Origin of the sequence: Streptomyces sp. NBC_01244, assembly GCF_035987325.1 — a bacterium.
In the GTDB taxonomy this organism is placed as follows: domain Bacteria; phylum Actinomycetota; class Actinomycetes; order Streptomycetales; family Streptomycetaceae; genus Streptomyces.
Genome location: NZ_CP108488.1, coordinates 567,836 through 585,265, shown reverse-complemented (window position 1 = coordinate 585,265; position 17,430 = coordinate 567,836). Strand labels below are relative to the sequence as shown.

The 17,430-nt window shown below is 72.8% G+C and carries 15 protein-coding genes and 1 pseudogene; 7 read left to right on the top strand and 9 right to left on the bottom strand.

Annotated features, from left to right (window positions below):
- Positions 1–68: 68 nt before the first annotated feature.
- The 4 genes from OG247_RS02385 to OG247_RS02370 form a co-directional block, all read right to left on the bottom strand.
- Complete coding sequence (locus OG247_RS02385) at positions 69–500, bottom strand: ATP-binding protein (protein WP_327250590.1); 432 nt, start codon at positions 498–500, stop codon at positions 69–71.
- A gap of 183 nt (positions 501–683) precedes the next feature.
- On the bottom strand, positions 684–1,640 hold the full coding sequence (locus tag OG247_RS02380) for a sensor histidine kinase (RefSeq protein WP_327250589.1): 957 nt from the start codon (positions 1,638–1,640) through the stop codon (positions 684–686).
- Positions 1,637–2,005 carry an STAS domain-containing protein gene (locus OG247_RS02375; RefSeq protein WP_327250588.1) on the bottom strand — a complete coding sequence of 123 codons (369 nt, stop codon included), beginning with the start codon at positions 2,003–2,005 and terminating at the stop codon, positions 1,637–1,639. The genes OG247_RS02380 and OG247_RS02375 overlap by 4 nt, the downstream gene beginning before the upstream one ends.
- 9 nt (positions 2,006–2,014) lie before the next feature.
- A complete protein-coding gene (locus tag OG247_RS02370) occupies positions 2,015–2,941 on the bottom strand; it encodes a SigB/SigF/SigG family RNA polymerase sigma factor (RefSeq protein ID WP_442813201.1) in 927 nt (308 codons plus the stop codon).
- A gap of 154 nt (positions 2,942–3,095) precedes the next feature.
- Here OG247_RS02370 and OG247_RS02365 point away from each other — a divergent pair, with 154 nt between their 5' ends.
- Complete coding sequence (locus OG247_RS02365; RefSeq protein ID WP_327250586.1) at positions 3,096–3,686, top strand: hypothetical protein; 591 nt, start codon at positions 3,096–3,098, stop codon at positions 3,684–3,686.
- 112 nt (positions 3,687–3,798) lie between these two features.
- The gene (locus OG247_RS02360) at positions 3,799–4,143 is read left to right on the top strand and encodes an STAS domain-containing protein (protein WP_327250585.1); all 345 of its coding nucleotides are present in this window, start codon (positions 3,799–3,801) and stop codon (positions 4,141–4,143) included.
- Positions 4,144–4,214: 71 nt separating this feature from the next.
- Here the strand turns inward: OG247_RS02360 and OG247_RS02355 are convergent, their stop codons facing one another.
- On the bottom strand, positions 4,215–4,643 hold the full coding sequence (locus OG247_RS02355; protein WP_327250584.1) for an ATP-binding protein: 429 nt from the start codon (positions 4,641–4,643) through the stop codon (positions 4,215–4,217).
- Positions 4,644–4,992: 349 nt separating this feature from the next.
- Between OG247_RS02355 and OG247_RS02350 the strand changes: the two genes are divergently transcribed.
- Complete coding sequence (locus OG247_RS02350; protein ID WP_327250583.1) at positions 4,993–9,018, top strand: HAMP domain-containing protein; 4,026 nt, start codon at positions 4,993–4,995, stop codon at positions 9,016–9,018.
- Between the two features lie 95 nt (positions 9,019–9,113).
- Positions 9,114–11,513, top strand: a complete 2,400-nt coding sequence (locus OG247_RS02345) for a SpoIIE family protein phosphatase (RefSeq protein ID WP_442813573.1) — start codon at positions 9,114–9,116, stop codon at positions 11,511–11,513.
- Between the two features lie 21 nt (positions 11,514–11,534).
- On the opposite strand, the gene OG247_RS02340 is transcribed toward OG247_RS02345, so the two are convergent.
- Complete coding sequence (locus OG247_RS02340) at positions 11,535–12,173, bottom strand: peptidylprolyl isomerase (RefSeq protein WP_327250582.1); 639 nt, start codon at positions 12,171–12,173, stop codon at positions 11,535–11,537.
- Positions 12,174–12,401: 228 nt separating this feature from the next.
- On the opposite strand from OG247_RS02340, the gene OG247_RS02335 reads away from it, so the two are divergent.
- A complete protein-coding gene (locus OG247_RS02335) occupies positions 12,402–13,124 on the top strand; it encodes a dioxygenase family protein (RefSeq protein ID WP_327250581.1) in 723 nt (240 codons plus the stop codon).
- A 47-nt stretch (positions 13,125–13,171) separates the two neighbouring features.
- Here OG247_RS02335 and OG247_RS02330 read toward each other — a convergent pair whose 3' ends face one another.
- Positions 13,172–13,837: a GNAT family N-acetyltransferase gene (locus tag OG247_RS02330; RefSeq protein WP_327250580.1), complete on the bottom strand. Its 666-nt coding sequence runs from the start codon at positions 13,835–13,837 to the stop codon at positions 13,172–13,174.
- 183 nt (positions 13,838–14,020) lie between these two features.
- Here OG247_RS02330 and OG247_RS02325 point away from each other — a divergent pair, with 183 nt between their 5' ends.
- Positions 14,021–14,719, top strand: a complete 699-nt coding sequence (locus OG247_RS02325; protein WP_327250579.1) for a beta-glucanase — start codon at positions 14,021–14,023, stop codon at positions 14,717–14,719.
- Positions 14,720–14,815: 96 nt separating this feature from the next.
- Positions 14,816–15,901: a WD40/YVTN/BNR-like repeat-containing protein gene (locus OG247_RS02320; RefSeq protein ID WP_327250578.1), complete on the top strand. Its 1,086-nt coding sequence runs from the start codon at positions 14,816–14,818 to the stop codon at positions 15,899–15,901.
- Between the two features lie 6 nt (positions 15,902–15,907).
- On the opposite strand, the gene OG247_RS02315 is transcribed toward OG247_RS02320, so the two are convergent.
- The gene (locus OG247_RS02315) at positions 15,908–16,294 is read right to left on the bottom strand and encodes a hypothetical protein (protein WP_327257824.1); all 387 of its coding nucleotides are present in this window, start codon (positions 16,292–16,294) and stop codon (positions 15,908–15,910) included.
- 526 nt (positions 16,295–16,820) lie between these two features.
- Positions 16,821–17,333 (bottom strand): annotated as a pseudogene (locus OG247_RS02310) (2-isopropylmalate synthase); the annotation flags it as partial.
- Positions 17,334–17,430: the final 97 nt, after the last annotated feature.

Below are 17,430 nucleotides of genomic sequence, written 5' to 3'. Positions count from 1 at the left end.
CAGCCGGATCGACGCACCCCTCGCGGGGCGGCGGCGATCGGACCCGGAGGGCCGGGTTCCCGACGCTGTCAGCGGGCCGCGGGCCTGCCGGACACCAGACGGGCCGCCTCGATCTCGGCCCAGACGGCCTTCCCCTGCTCATGGGTGTGCGTGCCCCAGCGGTCGGACAGGCGCTCCACGATGTGCAGGCCGTGGCCGCCCGGCATGCCGCGCCGCGGGGCCGGGTGGAGGAGGGGCAGGGCCGTCGTGCCGTCGTAGACCTCGATGCGCAGGGTTTCCCCGGCCGTGAGGACGAGTTCCCGGCAGCCGTCCGCGTGCAGGGAGGCGTTGGTCAGCAGTTCGGACACGAGGAGCAGGGTGTCCTCGGCGGTCTCGGTGCCGTCCCAGCCCCAGTCGCGCAGGGCCCGGCGCGTGAAGTCGCGGCCCTTGGCCACCGCGCCCCCGACGCCCGTGAGGGCGAGGCGACGCCGCTGGCCTCCGCCGGGAAGGCCGGCGCTCACTGGATCTCCCGTTTCCGGTCCGATGGTCTCCACCGTGCTCTCGCACCCCCGTGCCGACGCTGCCCTGTTCGCTGTTCCCGGGACCGCACGACGAGATCGTGGTCGGTGTCCCGGACCCTCCGTATGCCCCCGAGCGGCCCGGGGACACCCGGGCCCGCCCCCGAGTGTAGGTGACCTCCGGTGTCAGGGCGTTGCCATGTGGAGCCGCAGCGTGAAGCCGTCGTCCAGGGCGCGGACCTCGACGAGATCGCAGAGCTGGTGGATCATCCAGAGGCCGCGGCCGCCGTTGGCCGAGGCGAGGGAGGGGCGGCGGCGTCCCGCCAGGGGGTCGGCCAGGCGTCCGCTGTCGTGGATCTCGGCGACGACGCCCGCACCGGGGCCGCCGGTGGTCCACAGGCGCAGGGTGCCCTTCCCGCCTCCGTGGGAGAGGGAGTTGGCTGCTGCCTCGCTGATGGCCAGGACGAGGTCGCCGCGGCGTGCCGGGGTCAGGTCCGTCCCGTACGCCCAACCCTCGGCGTACTCGCGGACTTCGGCCAGTCCTCCGTGGGCGTACGCGAACCGGGGCGGCTCGTCTTCGGGTTCGGGCAGCGGCCGGTCGCAGTCCGCCGAGACCTGAGCGGCATCGGTGTAGACCGGGCTCGGCAGGTCGAGGCCGTCCTCGATCAGGGTGGGGTGTGTGCGTCGGGCGTCGGCCAGCACCTCGGGGGCCAACCCTCGTGCGTCATAGGGGCACAGGATGGTGGCGGGCCGGCCGGTGAAGGCCGTGTTGATGAGGGCTTCGTGCCGGGTGGCCTCCAGGATCTCGGCGGGGGAGCGGCCGGGCCAGATCGGTTCTCCGACGATCCGGGCGGCCCGGCTCACGTGGAGGTCGGCGAAGTCCTGCAGGGCGGCCAGGATGCGGCCGGGGTTGCGGCCCAGTTCCGTCATGTCCGTCCAGGTGACGCCCGAAGCGTCCGCGCCGAGGCTGTCGCGCAGGGCTTCCAGGTGCGGGCCCGGTACGGCGACGAGGACCGGCGCGCCGGTGGACAGGGATTCGCGTACGAAGGCGCCTACTCCGGCCACGTACCCGGGGAGGTCGCTGTAGAAGAGGGCGGGGTGGACGAAGGCCCCGGGCCCGGCGGGCTCAGGAACAGGGATCATGCTGCGACCTCCAGCGCGGCGCATTCGTCCGGGAACATCTCCACGACCTTGCGGAGCGAGTATGGCGGGTCGTGGAGCAACAGACGCCGGCCCTGTCCGTCGAGGGCGGTCGCCGCCCGTACGAGGGCGGCGACCGCGGCCGTGTCGAGGAAGACCACGGCGGAGAGGTCGAGGTGGACGACGGGGCCGGGAATCGCGGTCACGATGCCGAGCGCGGCGCCCAGGCACTGCCGGGTGTCGAGGTCGCAGCTGCCGCTCAGGCGCGCTCCCGGACGGTCCTGCCATGGCCGTGCGGTCAGCGGCGCCGACGCGCCCGCGCCGGCCTCCGCCTCCGCTCCGGCCTCCGCGCCGGATGGGTGGTTCATGGTCCCTTCCTACACCGCGAGCATGCCGGTGCGCAGCCGTGCCAGGGTCCGGGACAGGATGCGGGAGACCTGCATCTGGGAGACGCCGAGCGCTGCGCCGATCTCGGCCTGGGTCTTCTCCTGGCCGAAGCGCATCCGCAGGATGAGTCGGTCGCGTTCGTCCAGTTGCTCCAGCAGGGGCGCGAGGGTGTGGAACTCCTCGAAGAGTTCCATGCCGGGATCGACGGCGCCGTGGCGTTCCGCCGCCGGCCGGGCGCTGCGGCCCGCCACGGACGACGCGTCGCCGTCGACGGAGGCCGCGTCGAGGGAACTGCTCGTGTAGCCGTTCGCGGCCACCAGCCCCTCGATGACCTCGTCCTCGGACAACTCCAGGTGCTGGGCGACTTCCTTGACCGTCGGCGCCCTGCCCAGGACATCGCTCAGGGCGTCCTGGGCCTTGGCGAGTTCCGTACGCAGCTCCTGCAGGCGCCGCGGTACGTGCACGGCCCATGTGGTGTCGCGGAAGTACCGCTTGATCTCACCGGTGATGTACGGGAGGGCGAGGGTGGAGAATTCGACCTCGCGCTCCGTGTCGTAGCGGTCGATGGCCTTGATCAGGCCGATCGTTCCCACCTGGATGACGTCGTCCATGTCGAGACCGCCGCCGAGCACGCGGGCACGGAACCGCCGGGCGGCGAACTGGACGAGGGACAGGTTCATTTCGATCAGGGTGTTGCGCGTGTACTGGTACTCGCGCGTCCCCTCCTCCAGCGTGCGCAGCCTCGCGAAGAAGAGCCGCGACAGCTCGCGGGCGTCAGCGGGTGCCATCTCCCGTGCGTTCTCCACCCGGAACAGGTCCACGTCCTGCGTGGGCGCTCCCGCGGACTCCAGGTCACACGCGTGTACTTGAGCGTCTGCTGCACGAATGGGGCCTACAACGGTGGCCGAGCGATACATGGTGGCCGCTCCCTCCCGATTGACTGACGGCTGCCGGGGGCGCTTCTGCCCCGCCTGAGAGGGGCTACACACGTCGAGGCAGGATTCTTTCCCGGGACGGCGGTGCCGACGGGCGCCTGCGGCCGACAGCGGACCGGTGGATAGCGTGGGTGGCATGGAGATGACGGGGAAGCGGCGGGTCCTGTACCGGCAGGGCAGTGGGTTCTGGCGGATGACGGCGAAGTGGGCTTTGTTCTTCGGGGTCCTGTCCCTGCTGGACGGCGGGCTGCTCCGGTCGTGGGGCGACGCCTTGGTGTGGCCGATGATCGGGATCCTGTTGTGGGTGCCGTTCGGGATCGGCGTCGTCTGGTACCCGAGGAAGGACCAGCGGGTCGAAGTGACGGCGCGTGAACTGCGGGTGCGGCGCAAGCGGCTGGCCATGGAGAAGGTGAACCTGCTGCACGTGGCCCGGTTGTGGCTGGAAGGGCGGTCGACCGCGGACGCCGAGCCGGTGTCGGCATGGACGCGGTCCGAGCGAGTGGTGTGGGTGCCGCTGCGGGACGGCCGTGCCTTCGGTGTGGAGTTCCGCGACCCGGCCGCGTTCGCCAAGGTCTTCGGGGCCTTCGCGGTCGCGGCGTGCGGCGGGCCCGACATCGTCCGCGCGAGGGCCGCGGCGGAGACCTACCCGGATCCGCTGCCCGTGCGGCCCCGCCGCTCCGCCGACGACGCGGGTTCCTGGCTGGACGCCCTGGACGTCTTCAACTGAGAGCCGGAGGCGCAGGACGGGGGGGAGCCGGGCCGGGAGGCTGCCGTGCCGGAGCGAGGAGCAGGCATACTCCCTTGGAAGGACGTACGACGGACGATCCGGGGAGGCGGACATGACCGGAGCAGGGGACGGATACGGGCAGAGCGTGGTCGGGGACGGCTACCCGGCCGGGGCCGGCTGGGTGGTGGAGGCCCGGGGAGAGCTCGACCAGGACACGCTGGTCCCCTTGGAGGAGGCCCTCACCGCGGCCGCCGGACGGCATCCGCTGGTGATTTTGGACGCCGGCTCCATCACCTTCGGGGACTCGTCCTTCCTGAACCTCCTGCTGCGGCTGCACCGCCTCACGACGCTGCGGATCGCCGCCCCCGGGGAGCAGTTGCGGAGGCTGTTCGCGGTGACCGGGGCCGATACGGTCCTGTCCCTGCACGAGAGCGTCGAGGCCGCCGTCGGGGCGTGAGTCCGGGCCGTGATTCCGGGCCGGGTGCCCGGCCGTTGCGCCGGTCGGCCGGCGCCCGCGCCCCGGAGCGCCTACGGCTTCCGCGCATGCGGGTCCGGTCCGCCGCCGGGCCGGAAGCACGCGGTGACGGCCTTCCCGCCGTGGCACGCGTGCACGTCCAGGGAATCGGCCAGCGCGCCGACGATCCCCAACCCGCGGCCCGACGTGGCACCCGTGTCGGCCGCGGGCCCGCGGTACCGCGGCAGCCGCGGATCGGCGTCCGCGACGCTCACGTGCAGGCAGCGGCCGTCCCAGGTCAGCACCAGGTGCGCGGTGCCGACCGCGTGCAGGTGCACGTTGGTGACGAGTTCGGAGACGCAGATCAGCACGGAGTACACGGTGTCGGCCACCGAACCGCTCCACGGCAGTGATGCCAGGTGTCCCGCCGTCCACTCCCGCGCCGCCCGGACGCCCTGCGAGACGGGAAACGACCGGGCCCATCCCACAGCCTTGACCGCCATCGCCTTCACCCCGTTTCCTCCGTTGTGTGCGAATGTCACCGGTTCGTCTACCCGAAACCCGTCGGGGTACCCCGGAGCCCGCGAAGCCTTCCAAACCGGGCTGCCCCAGGCCTGGTTCGGGCCGGGTGCGGAGGCCTCCGGCCCATCTCCCTTTCGCGCGGGCGGGATGCGCCGTCCCCGGTGTGATCGACCGTGCCTTATGGTCCCTTCGGCGGCGCTAGCCTTCACCGGACCGGTGGTGCGGCGAAGCCGGATCCCCGCGGAGCGGGGCGCAGCGGTGCGCCCCGAACCCGGGGTCCGCCTTGTCCCGTTCGTCGGAGTGTCGGTTTCGAGTGTGAGGTTGGGACGGATGGCCGAGCGGGCGGGTACGGGTTCGGCGGGCGGGGTGCCCCCGCTCCCCGGTGAGAGCGGGATCGGTGAGGCGGAGCTGCGCAGGCTGCTGGCCGGGCTGACCGCCGTACGCGACGGGGATTTCCGTACCAGGCTGCCCGATGCGGCGGACGGGCTGCTCGGGGAGATCGCCACCGTCTTCAACGGGATGGTCAACCAGCTGTCCCTGTTCACCTCCGAGGTCACGAGGGTGGCCCGCGAGGTGGGGACCGAGGGGACGCTCGGCGGCCAGGCCGACGTGCCCGGGGTCGGCGGCGCCTGGCTGGACCTCACGGATTCGGTCAATTTCATGGCCGGAAACCTGACCGCCCAGGTGCGTTCCATCGCCCAGGTCGCGACCGCCGTGGCCAAGGGCGACCTCTCGCAGAAGATCACCGTCACCGCGCGGGGGGAGATCCTGGAGCTGAAGGAGACCATCAACACGATGGTCGACCAGCTCTCCGGATTCGCCGGCGAGGTGACCCGGGTGGCCCGGGAGGTCGGCACCGAGGGCCGGCTCGGCGGCCAGGCGGACGTCCAGGGCGTCTCCGGCACGTGGAAGGACCTGACGGAGTCGGTCAACGTCATGGCCGACAACCTGACCGCCCAGGTGCGCTCCATCGCCGAGGTCACCACCGCCGTGGCCCAGGGCGATCTGACCCAGAAGATCCGGGTGGACGCGCGGGGGGAGATCCTGGAGCTGAAGGAGACCATCAACACGATGGTCGACCAGCTCTCCGCGTTCGCCGACGAGGTCACCCGGGTGGCACGCGAGGTCGGCACCGAGGGCAACCTGGGCGGCCAGGCCACGGTCCGGGGTGTCTCCGGCACCTGGAAGGACCTCACCGACAACGTCAACGTCATGGCCTACAACCTGACCGGTCAGGTGCGCTCCATCGCCCAGGTGGCCACCGCCGTCGCCCGCGGCGACCTTTCACAGAAGATCATGGTGGAGGCGAAGGGTGAGGTCGCCGCGCTGGCCGGGGTCATCAACACGATGGTCGACACGCTGTCCGCGTTCGCCGACGAGGTGACCCGGGTGGCCCGCGAGGTGGGCACGGAAGGCCGGCTCGGCGGCCAGGCACAGGTGCCCAATGTGGCGGGCACCTGGAAGGACCTCACCGACAACGTCAACTCCATGGCCAACAACCTCACCGGCCAGGTCCGCAACATCGCGCTCGTCACGACGGCCGTCGCCAACGGCGACCTGTCCAAGAAGATCGACGTGGACGCCCGCGGGGAGATCCTGGAGCTGAAGACCACCATCAACACGATGGTCGACCAGCTCTCCGCCTTCGCCGCCGAGGTCACCCGCGTCGCCCGCGAGGTGGGCAGCGAGGGCCGGCTCGGCGGCCAGGCCGAGGTCGAAGGTGTCTCCGGCACCTGGAAGCGGCTGACGGAGAACGTCAACGAGCTGGCGGGCAACCTGACCCGCCAGGTCCGGGCCATCGCCGAGGTCGCCAGCGCGGTCGCCGAGGGCGACCTGACCCGCTCGATCACCGTCGACGCCTCGGGCGAGGTCGCCGAACTCAAGGACAACATCAACTCCATGGTCGGCTCGCTCCGCGAGAGCACCCGGGCCAACCAGGAGCAGGACTGGCTCAAATCGAACCTGGCCCGCATCTCCGGCCTGATGCAGGGCCACCGGGACCTGGCCGCGGTCGCCGAACTCGTCATGGACGAGCTGACGCCGCTGGTCGCCGCCCAGTACGGAGCCTTCTACCTCGCCGAGGAGCGCCCCGGCGCCGCCGTGCTCACCCTCGTCGGCTCCTACGGGCGTTCCGCCGCCGCGGAGGACGGCGCCGCCTTCGCCCTCGGAGAGTCCCTGGTCGGACAGGCGGCCCGCAGCCGCCGGATCATCGCCACCGATCAGGTCCCCGGCGGGTACGTGATCTCCTCCGGGCTGGGCCACACCACCCCGGGCAGCCTGATCATCCTGCCGATCGTGGTGGACGACCAGATCCTCGGCGTGATCGAGCTCGCCTCCTTCACCGCCTTCAACCCCGTGCACCGAGACTTCCTGGCCCAGCTGATGGAGGCGATCGGCGCCAACGTCAACACGATCGTCGCCAACGCCCGCACCGACGAACTCCTCGGCGAGTCCCAGCGGCTGACCGGCGAGCTCCAGGCCCGCTCGGAGGAACTCCAGGTCCAGCAGGAGGAACTCCAGCGCTCCAACGCCGAGCTGGAGGAGAAGGCCGCCCTCCTCGCCAGCCAGAACAGCGACATCGAGGCCAAGAACCTGGAGATCGAGCAGGCCCGGCAGGAGCTGGAGACCCGCGCCCAGCAGCTGTCACTCGCCTCCACCTACAAGTCCGAGTTCCTGGCCAACATGAGCCACGAACTGCGCACCCCGCTCAACAGCCTCCTGATCCTGGCCCAGTTGCTCGCCCAGAACCCCGCGCGCAACCTCACCCCCAAGCAGGTCGAGTACGCCGGCATCATCCACTCGGCCGGCTCGGACCTCCTCCAGCTGATCAACGACATCCTGGACCTGTCGAAGGTCGAGGCCGGGAAGATGGACATCAACCCCGAGCGGGTCCACCTGCCCCAGCTCCTGGAATACGTCGACGCCACCTTCCGGCCGATGACCACGCAGAAGAGCCTCGACTTCACCGTCACCACGGCCCCCGGCGCCCCCGACGACCTGCTCACCGACGACTCGAGGCTGCGCCAGATCCTGCGCAACCTCCTCTCGAACGCGGTGAAGTTCACCGAACGCGGAGGCGTCGAGCTCCGCATCGAACCGGCCGCGGCCCCCGAGATCCCCGCCCGACTCTCCCGGCGCGGCCCGGTGCTGGCCTTCCGGGTGCGCGACACGGGCATCGGCATTCCCGAACAGCAGCTGGAGTCGGTCTTCGGGGCCTTCCAGCAGGCCGATGGCACCACCAGCCGCAAGTACGGCGGCACCGGTCTCGGGCTCTCCATCAGCCGCGAGATCGCCCAGCTCCTCGGCGGGGCCGTCACCGCCGAAAGCACCCCCGGCCAGGGCAGCACCTTCACCCTCTACCTGCCGGTCAGCCGCGCGGACTACGAGGACGCCTCCGCCACCGAGGCCCCCCCGGCGCTCCCGCCCGGGGCCTCGTACCGGGCGGCGGCGGGGCAGGGCGTCCGTCCGGGCAGGCCCGTGCTCCCGGACCAGCGGCGGCCCCGGCGCCTGCTGGTGATCGAGGAGCGGACGAACGGCCTGCTCTCCCTCGTCGCCGAGAGCGCCGACCGGGACTTCGCCCCCGACCACCGGACGGCGGGGGAGCGGGGCGGCATTCACGTGGTCAACGCCACCGGTTCCCGCGAGGCCGCCGCCGCCCTGGCGGCGCACTCCTTCCACTGCGTGGTCCTGGAGCTGGACCTGCCCGACGGCGAAGCCCTCCGCTTCCTCGACGCCCTCGACGGAGACCCGGCCCTCGCCTCGCTCCCCGTCCTCGCCCACAACAACCCCCGGGTGCGGACCGGCCAGGAAGAAGCCCTGCGCCGACGGTCCGCGTCAGGCCGCGTGGAACTGCTCTCCAGCCTGGACGAGCTGCGCGAACGCATCGCGCTCCACCTGTCCGCCGAACAGCCGGGGGACGTCCTGCCCCTGGTGCACGGCGACGCGCGGCGCCGGCCCGCCGAGCACGTACTCGAAGGCGACCTGGCCGGCCGCACCGTCCTCGTCGTCGACGACGACGCCCGCAACCTCTTCGCCCTCAGCGGGGTCCTGGAGCTGCACGGCATGCGCGTGCTCCACGCCGAGGACGGCCGCAAGGGCATCGACGCCCTCGTCCGCAACCCGGGCGTCGACATCGTCCTGATGGACGTGATGATGCCCGAACTGGACGGCTACGCCGCCACCGCCGAGATCCGGCGCATGCCGCAGTACGTGGGCCTGCCCATCATCGCGGTCACCGCCAAGGCGATGCCCGGAGACCGGGAGAAGAGCCTCGCCGCGGGCGCCAGCGACTACGTCACCAAGCCCGTCGACGCCGACGACCTCATCGCCCGCATCCGGCGCAGGCTCACCCGGTGACCGCGGACACGCACCGGCACGACGATGCCCGCCGCCCGGAGACACCGGACGGTGACCGGCCCACGGGCTTGGTGCCGCAACAGGCCCCGACTCCCATGGGACGTCTCGTCGCCACCGTGGAACGGCTGCGCCGCGAGGTGCTGGAGGCGCAAGCCGCCGCCGACGGGCGGGCCCTGGTCGAACTGGCCAAGGGCATCCTGATCGGGCAGCTGAACTGCACCCCGGCCGCGGCGGCCCGCCAGCTCGACGTGCTGTGCCGCGAGAGCGGGATGTCCCCCCTCGAACTCGCCGCGGACATCGTCAACCAGGCCTCCCGCGACCACGTCAGCGCGATCGCCGCCGAGTTCGTCGAACGTACGGGTACGGGTACGGGTACGCGTACCGGCACGGGAACGGGCACGGACGCGGGCGCCGGCACGGTCGGGAGTACGGGCGGCGGCGACCCGGCCGATCGGCACTCCAACTCCACGGTGTCGGTACGGCTGCGCACCGCCGAGAGCGGGGTGCTCGCCGTCACGGCCGACACCCAGGCGGTCGCCGAGTCCCTCCTGACGAACGCCCTGGGCCCCCTGGGAGCGGTCGCGGTGGCCGTGTGGACCGCGGTGCCCGACGGGTCGCTGGCGCTCGCGGGCCACGCCGGCTTCCCGCCCAGGGAGGCCGCCCGCTGGCGCCACGTACCCCCCGGCGTCTCCACCGTCGCCCGCCTCGCGCTGGGAGAACGCAGGCTGGTCACCCTCGCCGACCTCGACCGGGAGGGACTCCCCTCCATCGGCCGCGCCGCATGGCCCGACGGCGGGCGGATGGCGGTGCCCACGGGGACGGGCGGACGGATCCAGGGCGTCCTGGAGATCTGCTGGCCGCGCCCCCTGGAACCGCAGTCACCCCAGATCGAGCGGCAGGTCGAGGCCCTCGCCGAGCTGTGCGCCCGCACCATGGACGCCTCGCCCCCGCGCGACCCCGCGGCCGCCGACGCGGTCCTCCCCGACCTCGCCGAGCTCATCGACCTCGCCGAGGGGCTCCAGGACCCGGCCGTGGTCCTCACCCCGGTCCTCGACTCCGAAGGCCGGCTCGCCGACTTCCGGATCCGGCACACCGGCAGCCGCTTCGTCGACCCGGTGGGACGGCCGCGCGGCGACGTCAACGGCGCCCTGCTGCTGGAGGCCTACCCCCTGGCCGCCGGCGAGAGCGGGCTGTTCGACATCATCGAGCGCGTGCACGCCACGGGCGAGCCCTTCCGCGCCGAACGCATGAGCCTCACCGCGCTCGTCGACCAGATCCCCCTCACCTCCGTCGCGAACATCAGCGTCAGCCGCCACGGCTCCGCCGTCCTGCTGATCTGGCGGATCCAGGACGAGACGGCCCGGCTGGCCAGCCTCCTCCAGCACGCCCAGCGGCTGGGCCGGATCGGAGGCTTCGAGGAGAACCTCGTCACCGGGGAGACCACCTGGAACGCACAGCTCTACGATCTCCACGGACTCCCGCCCACCGCGCCCCCGGTCCGGCTTCACGAACTCCCCGGCTCCGCGCACCCCGACGACTCCGCGGCCCTCGCCCGCTTCCTGCGCGCGGTGCTCCGCCACCGCCGCCCCGCCTCCGTCAACCTGCGCCTGCGCAGACCCGACGGAATCACCCGCCACATCCGGGTCGTCGCCGAGCCCGTCCTCGACGCGGACCAGCGGTTGCACGCCGTGCGCGGCGCCTACCAGGACATCTCCGCCCAGCACTGGACCGAGGTGGCCCTGGCCGCGACCCGGGACCAACTCGCCCACACCGAGGCCGAGTCCGCCGAGCGCAGCCGCCTGGCCCTCCAGCTCCAGCACGCCATCATGCCCCCGACCCCACCGGCCATCGAGGCCCCGGGCCTGCGGGTCGCGGTCCGCTACCGGCCGGCGGAGATCGAGGCGCTCGTCGGCGGAGACTGGTACGACACCGTGGTCCTGCCCTCCGGGCTGATCATGCTGTCGGTGGGCGACGTCGCCGGGCACGGCATCGAGGCGGCCACCGGCATGGTCGTCCTGCGCAACGCCCTGCGGGGCCTCGCCGTGACCGGGGCGGGCCCCGCGCAGCTGCTGTCCTGGCTCAACACGGTCACCCATCACCTGGCGAAGCACGTGACGGCCACCGCCGTCTGCGGCCTCTTCGACCCGGGCACGAGGGTGATGCGCTGGGCCCGCGCCGGCCACCTGCCCCCCGTACTCGTCCGCCGCGGGGAGGCGGAGGCCTTCCCGCTCATCGAGGGGCTGCTCCTCGGCGCCCTGCCCGAAGTCACTTACGTCGAGCGGGAGGTGCAGCTCGAACCGGACGACACGCTGCTGATGTACACCGACGGTCTGGTGGAGCGCCGGGACTCCTCGGTGCAGGAGTCGCTCGGACACCTGGTGCACGCGGCGGCCGCCACTGCCGGGGACCTGGACGGCCAACTGGACCGCCTCCTCGCCGCGAGCCGCTCCGACACGGACGACGACACGTGCGTGATCGGCATCCGGGTCGGCTGAGGACCCCCGGCCGCGGGCCGTCTACCGGGCAGCGATTCCGACGGAGTTGACGATCACCTCCTGCTTGGGTGCTCCGTCGCCCCCGCCGTGCTTGGTCCCCTTCCTCGCGATCTCGTCCAGCACGTGCGCGTTCCGGGTGATCCTGCCGAACGGGGTGTAGGCCGGGGGCAGCCGGGAGTCCTCGTGGACGAGGAAGAACTGGCTGCCGTTGGTTCCCGGCCCCGCGTTCGCCATGGCGACCGTACCGGCCGGATAGACGGCGCCCGTCAGGTTCTCGTCCCCGAAGCGGTAGCCGGGTCCGCCCGAGCCGGTACCGGTGGGGTCCCCGCACTGCAGGACGAAGATGCCGGCGGTGGTGAGACGGTGGCACGTGGTCCCGTCGAAGTACTTCCGGCCGGCCAGGTACGCGAAGGAGTTCGTGGTGCACGGCGCCTTCGCCGTAAGGGCTTCGAAGACCACGTCGCCGTGGTTGGTGCGGAGCGTGGCCGCGTACGGCCGCAGACGGCTCACATCCCCGGGCGGAGTCCCCACGCTCCCGGCCGCCTTTCCGTCCGGCGTGTACGCACAGGTGGCGGCGGCCGAGGCCGGCCCCGCGGGCCCGGTGACCAGCCCGGCGGCGAGTGCGGCGCCGGCGGCCACGCGGAGAACGTTCGAGAGCATGGGGTTCCAATCCAAGAGCAGGGACCGGATCTTGATACCGGTGTCCCGCTCCGCCCGGGGGAGAAACGCCGTGCGGGTCATCCGATCAGCGGACCCGAGAGGCTCGTGCGCCCCATCGCGGGGCCCCGAGGCGTGTCGGTACCGTGCCGGGCCCCCGCGGTCCGGCACGGTGGGCGCGGCCGGTGGCCGTCCGCCCATGACGGCCCCAGAAGCGCGCGAGGGGTGCGTATGACGGAGAACGGCAACTCCCGGACCAGCCGCCGCACACTCCTGCTGGCCGCCGGATCGGCCGGAGCCGCCGCCTTCGCGGCGGCCTGCTCGGGTCCGGCCACCACTCGGGGGGCGGCAGGCCTGCCTCAGGCCCCCGCGCCCCCGACCGGAACCGGGACCGCGACCGGGGCTGGATCGTCCGCTCCGGCGTGCGTACTGACCACGGAGTCGGGCGAGGGCCCGTACTACCTGGACCTGGACCGGGTCCGGTCCGACATCACGGAAGGCATGGCCGGCGTGCCGTTCCGCCTGGACCTGACCGTGGTCCGGGTACCGGCCGGCTGTCGACCGGTAGCCGGGGCCGCCGTCGACGTCTGGCACGCGGACCCCTCGGGCACCTACTCCACCGGTAAGGACACCTTCTTCCGCGGCACCCAGCTCACGGACGCCGCCGGGCGCTGCACCTTCCGCACCATCGTGCCGGGCTGGTACCGGGGGCTGGCGCCGCACATCCACTTCAAGGTGCGCCCCGACCGGCACACCGAGACGACCTCGCAGTTCTTCTTCCCCGAGGAACTCCTGGTGCGCGTGTACGAGCTCCAGCCCTACGCCCGCCGCCGGGCCCCGGCCCACCCCAACACCCGCGACAGCCGCTACCGGGACTCGGGCGCCGCGACGACCCTGACCCCGTCACCGGACGCGTCCGGCTACCGGGCGGCGTACACCGTGGGCATCACCTGACTTCCGCGGCGCCCCTTCAGCTCATTGCCTCAGCTCATTGCCTCAGCTCACTGCGCGGCATCCGAGGGCTCGTACCAGAGGCTCGCCATCGGGGCGTGCGCGGTCCAGCCCAGCGCGGAGTAGAGCGCCCGACCGTCGGGCGTTCCGACCAGGACGCCGGTCCTCGCGCCGGCCTCGTACGCGGTGTTCTGCAGGGTGCGCATCACCAGGCCGCCGAGGCCCTTGCGCCGGTGCTCGTCGGCGGTCGCGACCTGGTCGACCACGGCATGGGCGCCGGCGCGGGAGCCGGCATGGGCAATCTGTCCGCGGGCGGCGAAGTGCCCGTCGAGGGTGCGGACCAGCACCCGGCTGACGCCGCCCCGGGTCCAGCGGGTGAGTGTGTAACCGGCCGGCACCTCAGGGCTCTCCGGTGCGAGGTTGCAGGTCATCAGGAAGCCCGGACCGTCGAGCCGCCAGCCCGGCCCGACCCAGGGCAGGACCGTCTGGTCCTCGGCGAACAGCTTCAGCCAGGTTCCCGGCGCACTGGTCTCGGCCACGATCTTGCGCACATCGGCCTCGGAGGGCTCCGGGAGCACGTGCCGGGCGACGTGCCGGGGCTGCCCGACGTCGATCGTCCACCCCCACGGCTCGTCGATCGGGTCCGAGCTGCCGCGGGAGACGACCCAGCCGCTGATCCACATCTGCACGAGCTTGCTGATCCTGGTGTCCGGCATCGCGGCCCGCCCCCTGACTGGTAATGGCTGATGACTATAAGGGGACCTTACGTGCCGGGAGTTGGATCTGACCATAGGAGCAGGCCGCCCAGTCGGAACACAGAGTGCCCGAAGCGTTGCAGTGGGTGAGGATTCGGGTGTGCGGGGAATTCTGGCGGGCAGATATCCCGCATGCTCTCGGACATGATCGAACGGCTGCGGCTCCTGCCCCGCCCGCGCCGGACTCCCGTCTTCACCGCCGACTTCGCCTCTCCCACCCAGTGGATCGCCGGCCACTCGTGGGCGTATCCCGACGGCGGCCCGGTCAACCCGGGCGACAACAAGCTGGACCACCTCACCGAAGACCCCGCCTACAGCCGCGGCGGGGTCTTCCGTGCGACACCGCGCCCCGACGGCGACTGGGACAGCGGCCTGCTCACCACCGAGGGCAGCGACGAAGGCTTCGAAGTGCGCACCGGAGACGTGCTGGAGGCCCGGGTCAAACTGCCCGTGCAGGTCGGCGCCTGGCCCGCCATCTGGACCTGGCGCGACGGCGGCCAGGAGATCGACGTCTTCGAGTACCACCCCGACAACCCTGACCTCCTCGAACTCTCCAACCACGTCCGGGAGGCGCACCGCTACCACCGTGACCCGGCGGTCCGGCCCGGAGCGTGGATCGACCTGAAGGTCGAGTTCGGGAAGGGGTCGGTCGTCTGGTGGGTCAACGGCGACCGGGTCTTCAGCGACGGCAGGGGAGTGGGCCGCCGCTGGTCCGCCTACCTCATCGTCAATCTCTCGGTCTGCGCGGGCAGGTACCACCCGGCACCGGAGCCCGGGGTCACGGAGCTGTCCTACGAGGTCGCGCAGTTGCGGGTGTACCGGACCCATCGAGGGCTGCTCTAGAGCCGCAACACGGCTTCGGCGGCCGGATCCGAGGGGAGGCGGGTGGCCGGGAGGCGCCCTGGACGCCGAATCCGGGGTGCGTTAGCTTCCGGCGCCATGAGACTTCTGGGAGTTGGCATGTGCGCGGCGGCCCTGCTGCTGGGGGTGGTGGCCGCCCCGGCGCAGGCCGCGGACGGGGCGCGGGACCTCCGGGATGCGCGCTGGGCACTGAAGGAGACCGGCAAGGACGCCCGCTTCCGGGGGCTGGCGGCCGTGAGCCGGTCCACGGCCTGGGTGGCCGGCTCGAAGGGGACCGTACTGCGCACCGCGGACGGCGGTCGCAGCTGGCGCGACGTCTCGCCGCCGGGAGCCGTCGCGGAGGGGCTGGAGCTGCGGGACATCGAGGCCTTCGACGGGCGGCGCGCGGTGGCCCTGTCCATCGGCGAGGGCGAGGCCTCCAGGGTGCTGCGCACCGAGGACGGCGGCGCCACGTGGACGGAGACCTTCCGCAACCCCGACCCGCGGGCCTTCTACGACTGCCTCACCTTCTTCGACTCCCGCCACGGGCTCGCGATGAGCGACCCGGTGGACGGCAAGTTCCGGATCCTGGCCACGGACGACGGCGGCCGGAGCTGGCGGGTGCTGCCGAACGCCGGGATGCCGGACGCGCTGCCGGGAGAGGCGGGCTTCGCGGCGAGCGGCCAGTGCCTGGTCTCCGCCGGACCGCGCGACGTGTGGCTGGCGACCGGCGGGGGCCCGGTCGCGCGGGTGCTCCACTCCGCGGACCGCGGCCTGACCTGGCGGGTCGCCGACTCCACCCTCCCCGCGGGTGACCCGGCGCGCGGCGTCTTCGCCCTCGCCTTCAAGGGTCGTACGAGGGGCCTCGCGGTCGGCGGCGACTACCGCACCGGGCAGGCCTCCCCGCGGGCCGGGGCGGTGACCTCGGACGCGGGCCGCACCTGGAGCCCGTCCTCCACCCCGCCGCCGGCCTACCGGTCGGGCGCGGCCTGGTTCCCGTACGGCGGCGGCACGGCCCTGGCGGTGGGTCCGACGGGCACGGACGTGACCCGGGACGGCGGCCGCACCTGGCGAACGCTCGACCCGGGCTCGTTCGACACGGTCACCTGCACACCGGACGGCGGCTGCTGGGCGGCGGGGGAGAAGGGGCGGGTCGGGCGTCTGGAAGGAGTGCGCGGGGGCTGACCGGCGTCACCTGCCGCCCTGCGCCGCCCGCAGGCGTGCCAGGTAGAGGTCCGGATCGGGGCCGTGTGCCCGGTCCTGGGCTCCGCGCCGGACGAGGGCCAGGTCCCCGCCGGAGCCGATGCGCAGCATGGTGGTGGCCGCGTGGGGGGTGCCGGGGTGGCGCAGCGCGTCGGCGTCGACGACCGGGATGCCGGGCCCGAACATCGCCGTCGCACGGGCCGCCGTGTCCGCCGGTGGCCGCCCCGTCCGGTTGACGCTGCTGACGCAGAGCCGCGGAAAGCCCGTCAGCAGCGGGGACAGCGGCCGCCAGTGTGCGCCGAACAGCAGGAGGTGGCCGTCGCGCAGGGCGGGTCCGGTCCAGGGCGACGGCCACGCGTCCGCGCGTACGGGCACCACCAGCGTGACCAGCTCGTCGCGCAGCAGGGCGAACGCGGTGCGGAGCGCGGCCGGTGGCAGGGCCAGTTCCGTGCCGAGGTCGCCCCAGACGGCGTCGTCGTGGACCCACAGGGCGACCTCCTGACCGGTGGGGCGACCCTTCGCGCCGTTGACGGCGCCGGGAGTGGTGGCGGCGACGACGTAGGTGAGGGGGCAGTGCGCGCCGGCTGGCGAGGTGGGTCAGCACCACGGTCGGTGCGAGGCCCAGGTGGTGCTCGGGGTCGTAGGGCTGGAAGGCGTGCGGGTGCGTGAAGGGGGTTCCGGTGGAGATCGTGGCGGCCCCGGTGCCCACGATCGGAGTGGTGACGGTGAGCGGCACCCCGGTCTCCGCGGACACCATCCGGGCGATGCCCGGCAGCCGCGTCAGATCGGGCCGCGTCCACCACGGCTCGCAGTCGGGCCCCAGGACGTGCGCGGCCTTGGCCGGGTCGTGCGCGAGGAGGAAGAGCAGTTGCTCGGTGGCGACCATGCCACTGCGCTCGGCCATGCCCAGCCAGGAACAGGCCGCGACCCGTGCCCCGCTCTCCAGGGCGGCCAGGGTGTTCGCGAGGCCGAGGTCGAGGTCGAGGCCGAGGCCGAGGTCGTTGTGGAGGTGCGAGACCAGGACCGTGTCCTGACCGGCGCCGGCCGCGACCCGCCGGAAGAGGTCCCGGGTCTGGCCGGGCAACAGGTCGCCGACCGTATCGGCCAGTACGATCGTGGCCGCGCCCTGAGCCGTCATCCGGCCGGCGTACTCGGCCACCAAGGCGTGGTCCGCGCGCGGCGCGTCCACCAGGCACACGTCCACCGCCGTGCCCCCCGCGCGGTCCACGGCCTCCTTGACCACGTCCAGGCCCCGGTCCAGGGCCGTACGGGCGTCCGTGTGCACCAGGGCACGGGCCGTGGCTTCCGAGGCGGCCACGATCACCATGATCCGCCCGTGCGCCGCACCGCGTACCGCGCCCAGCGCCAGCCGTACGTCCTCCACCGTGCCCCGGCAGATCGCGGACGGACTCACCGATTCCTGCGCCTCCAGGGCGACTTGCCGGGTCGCCTCGAATTCCTGCCCGCACCCGGAAGCCGGCACTCATCAAGGTCTTCGCCTGTGCGCCGTC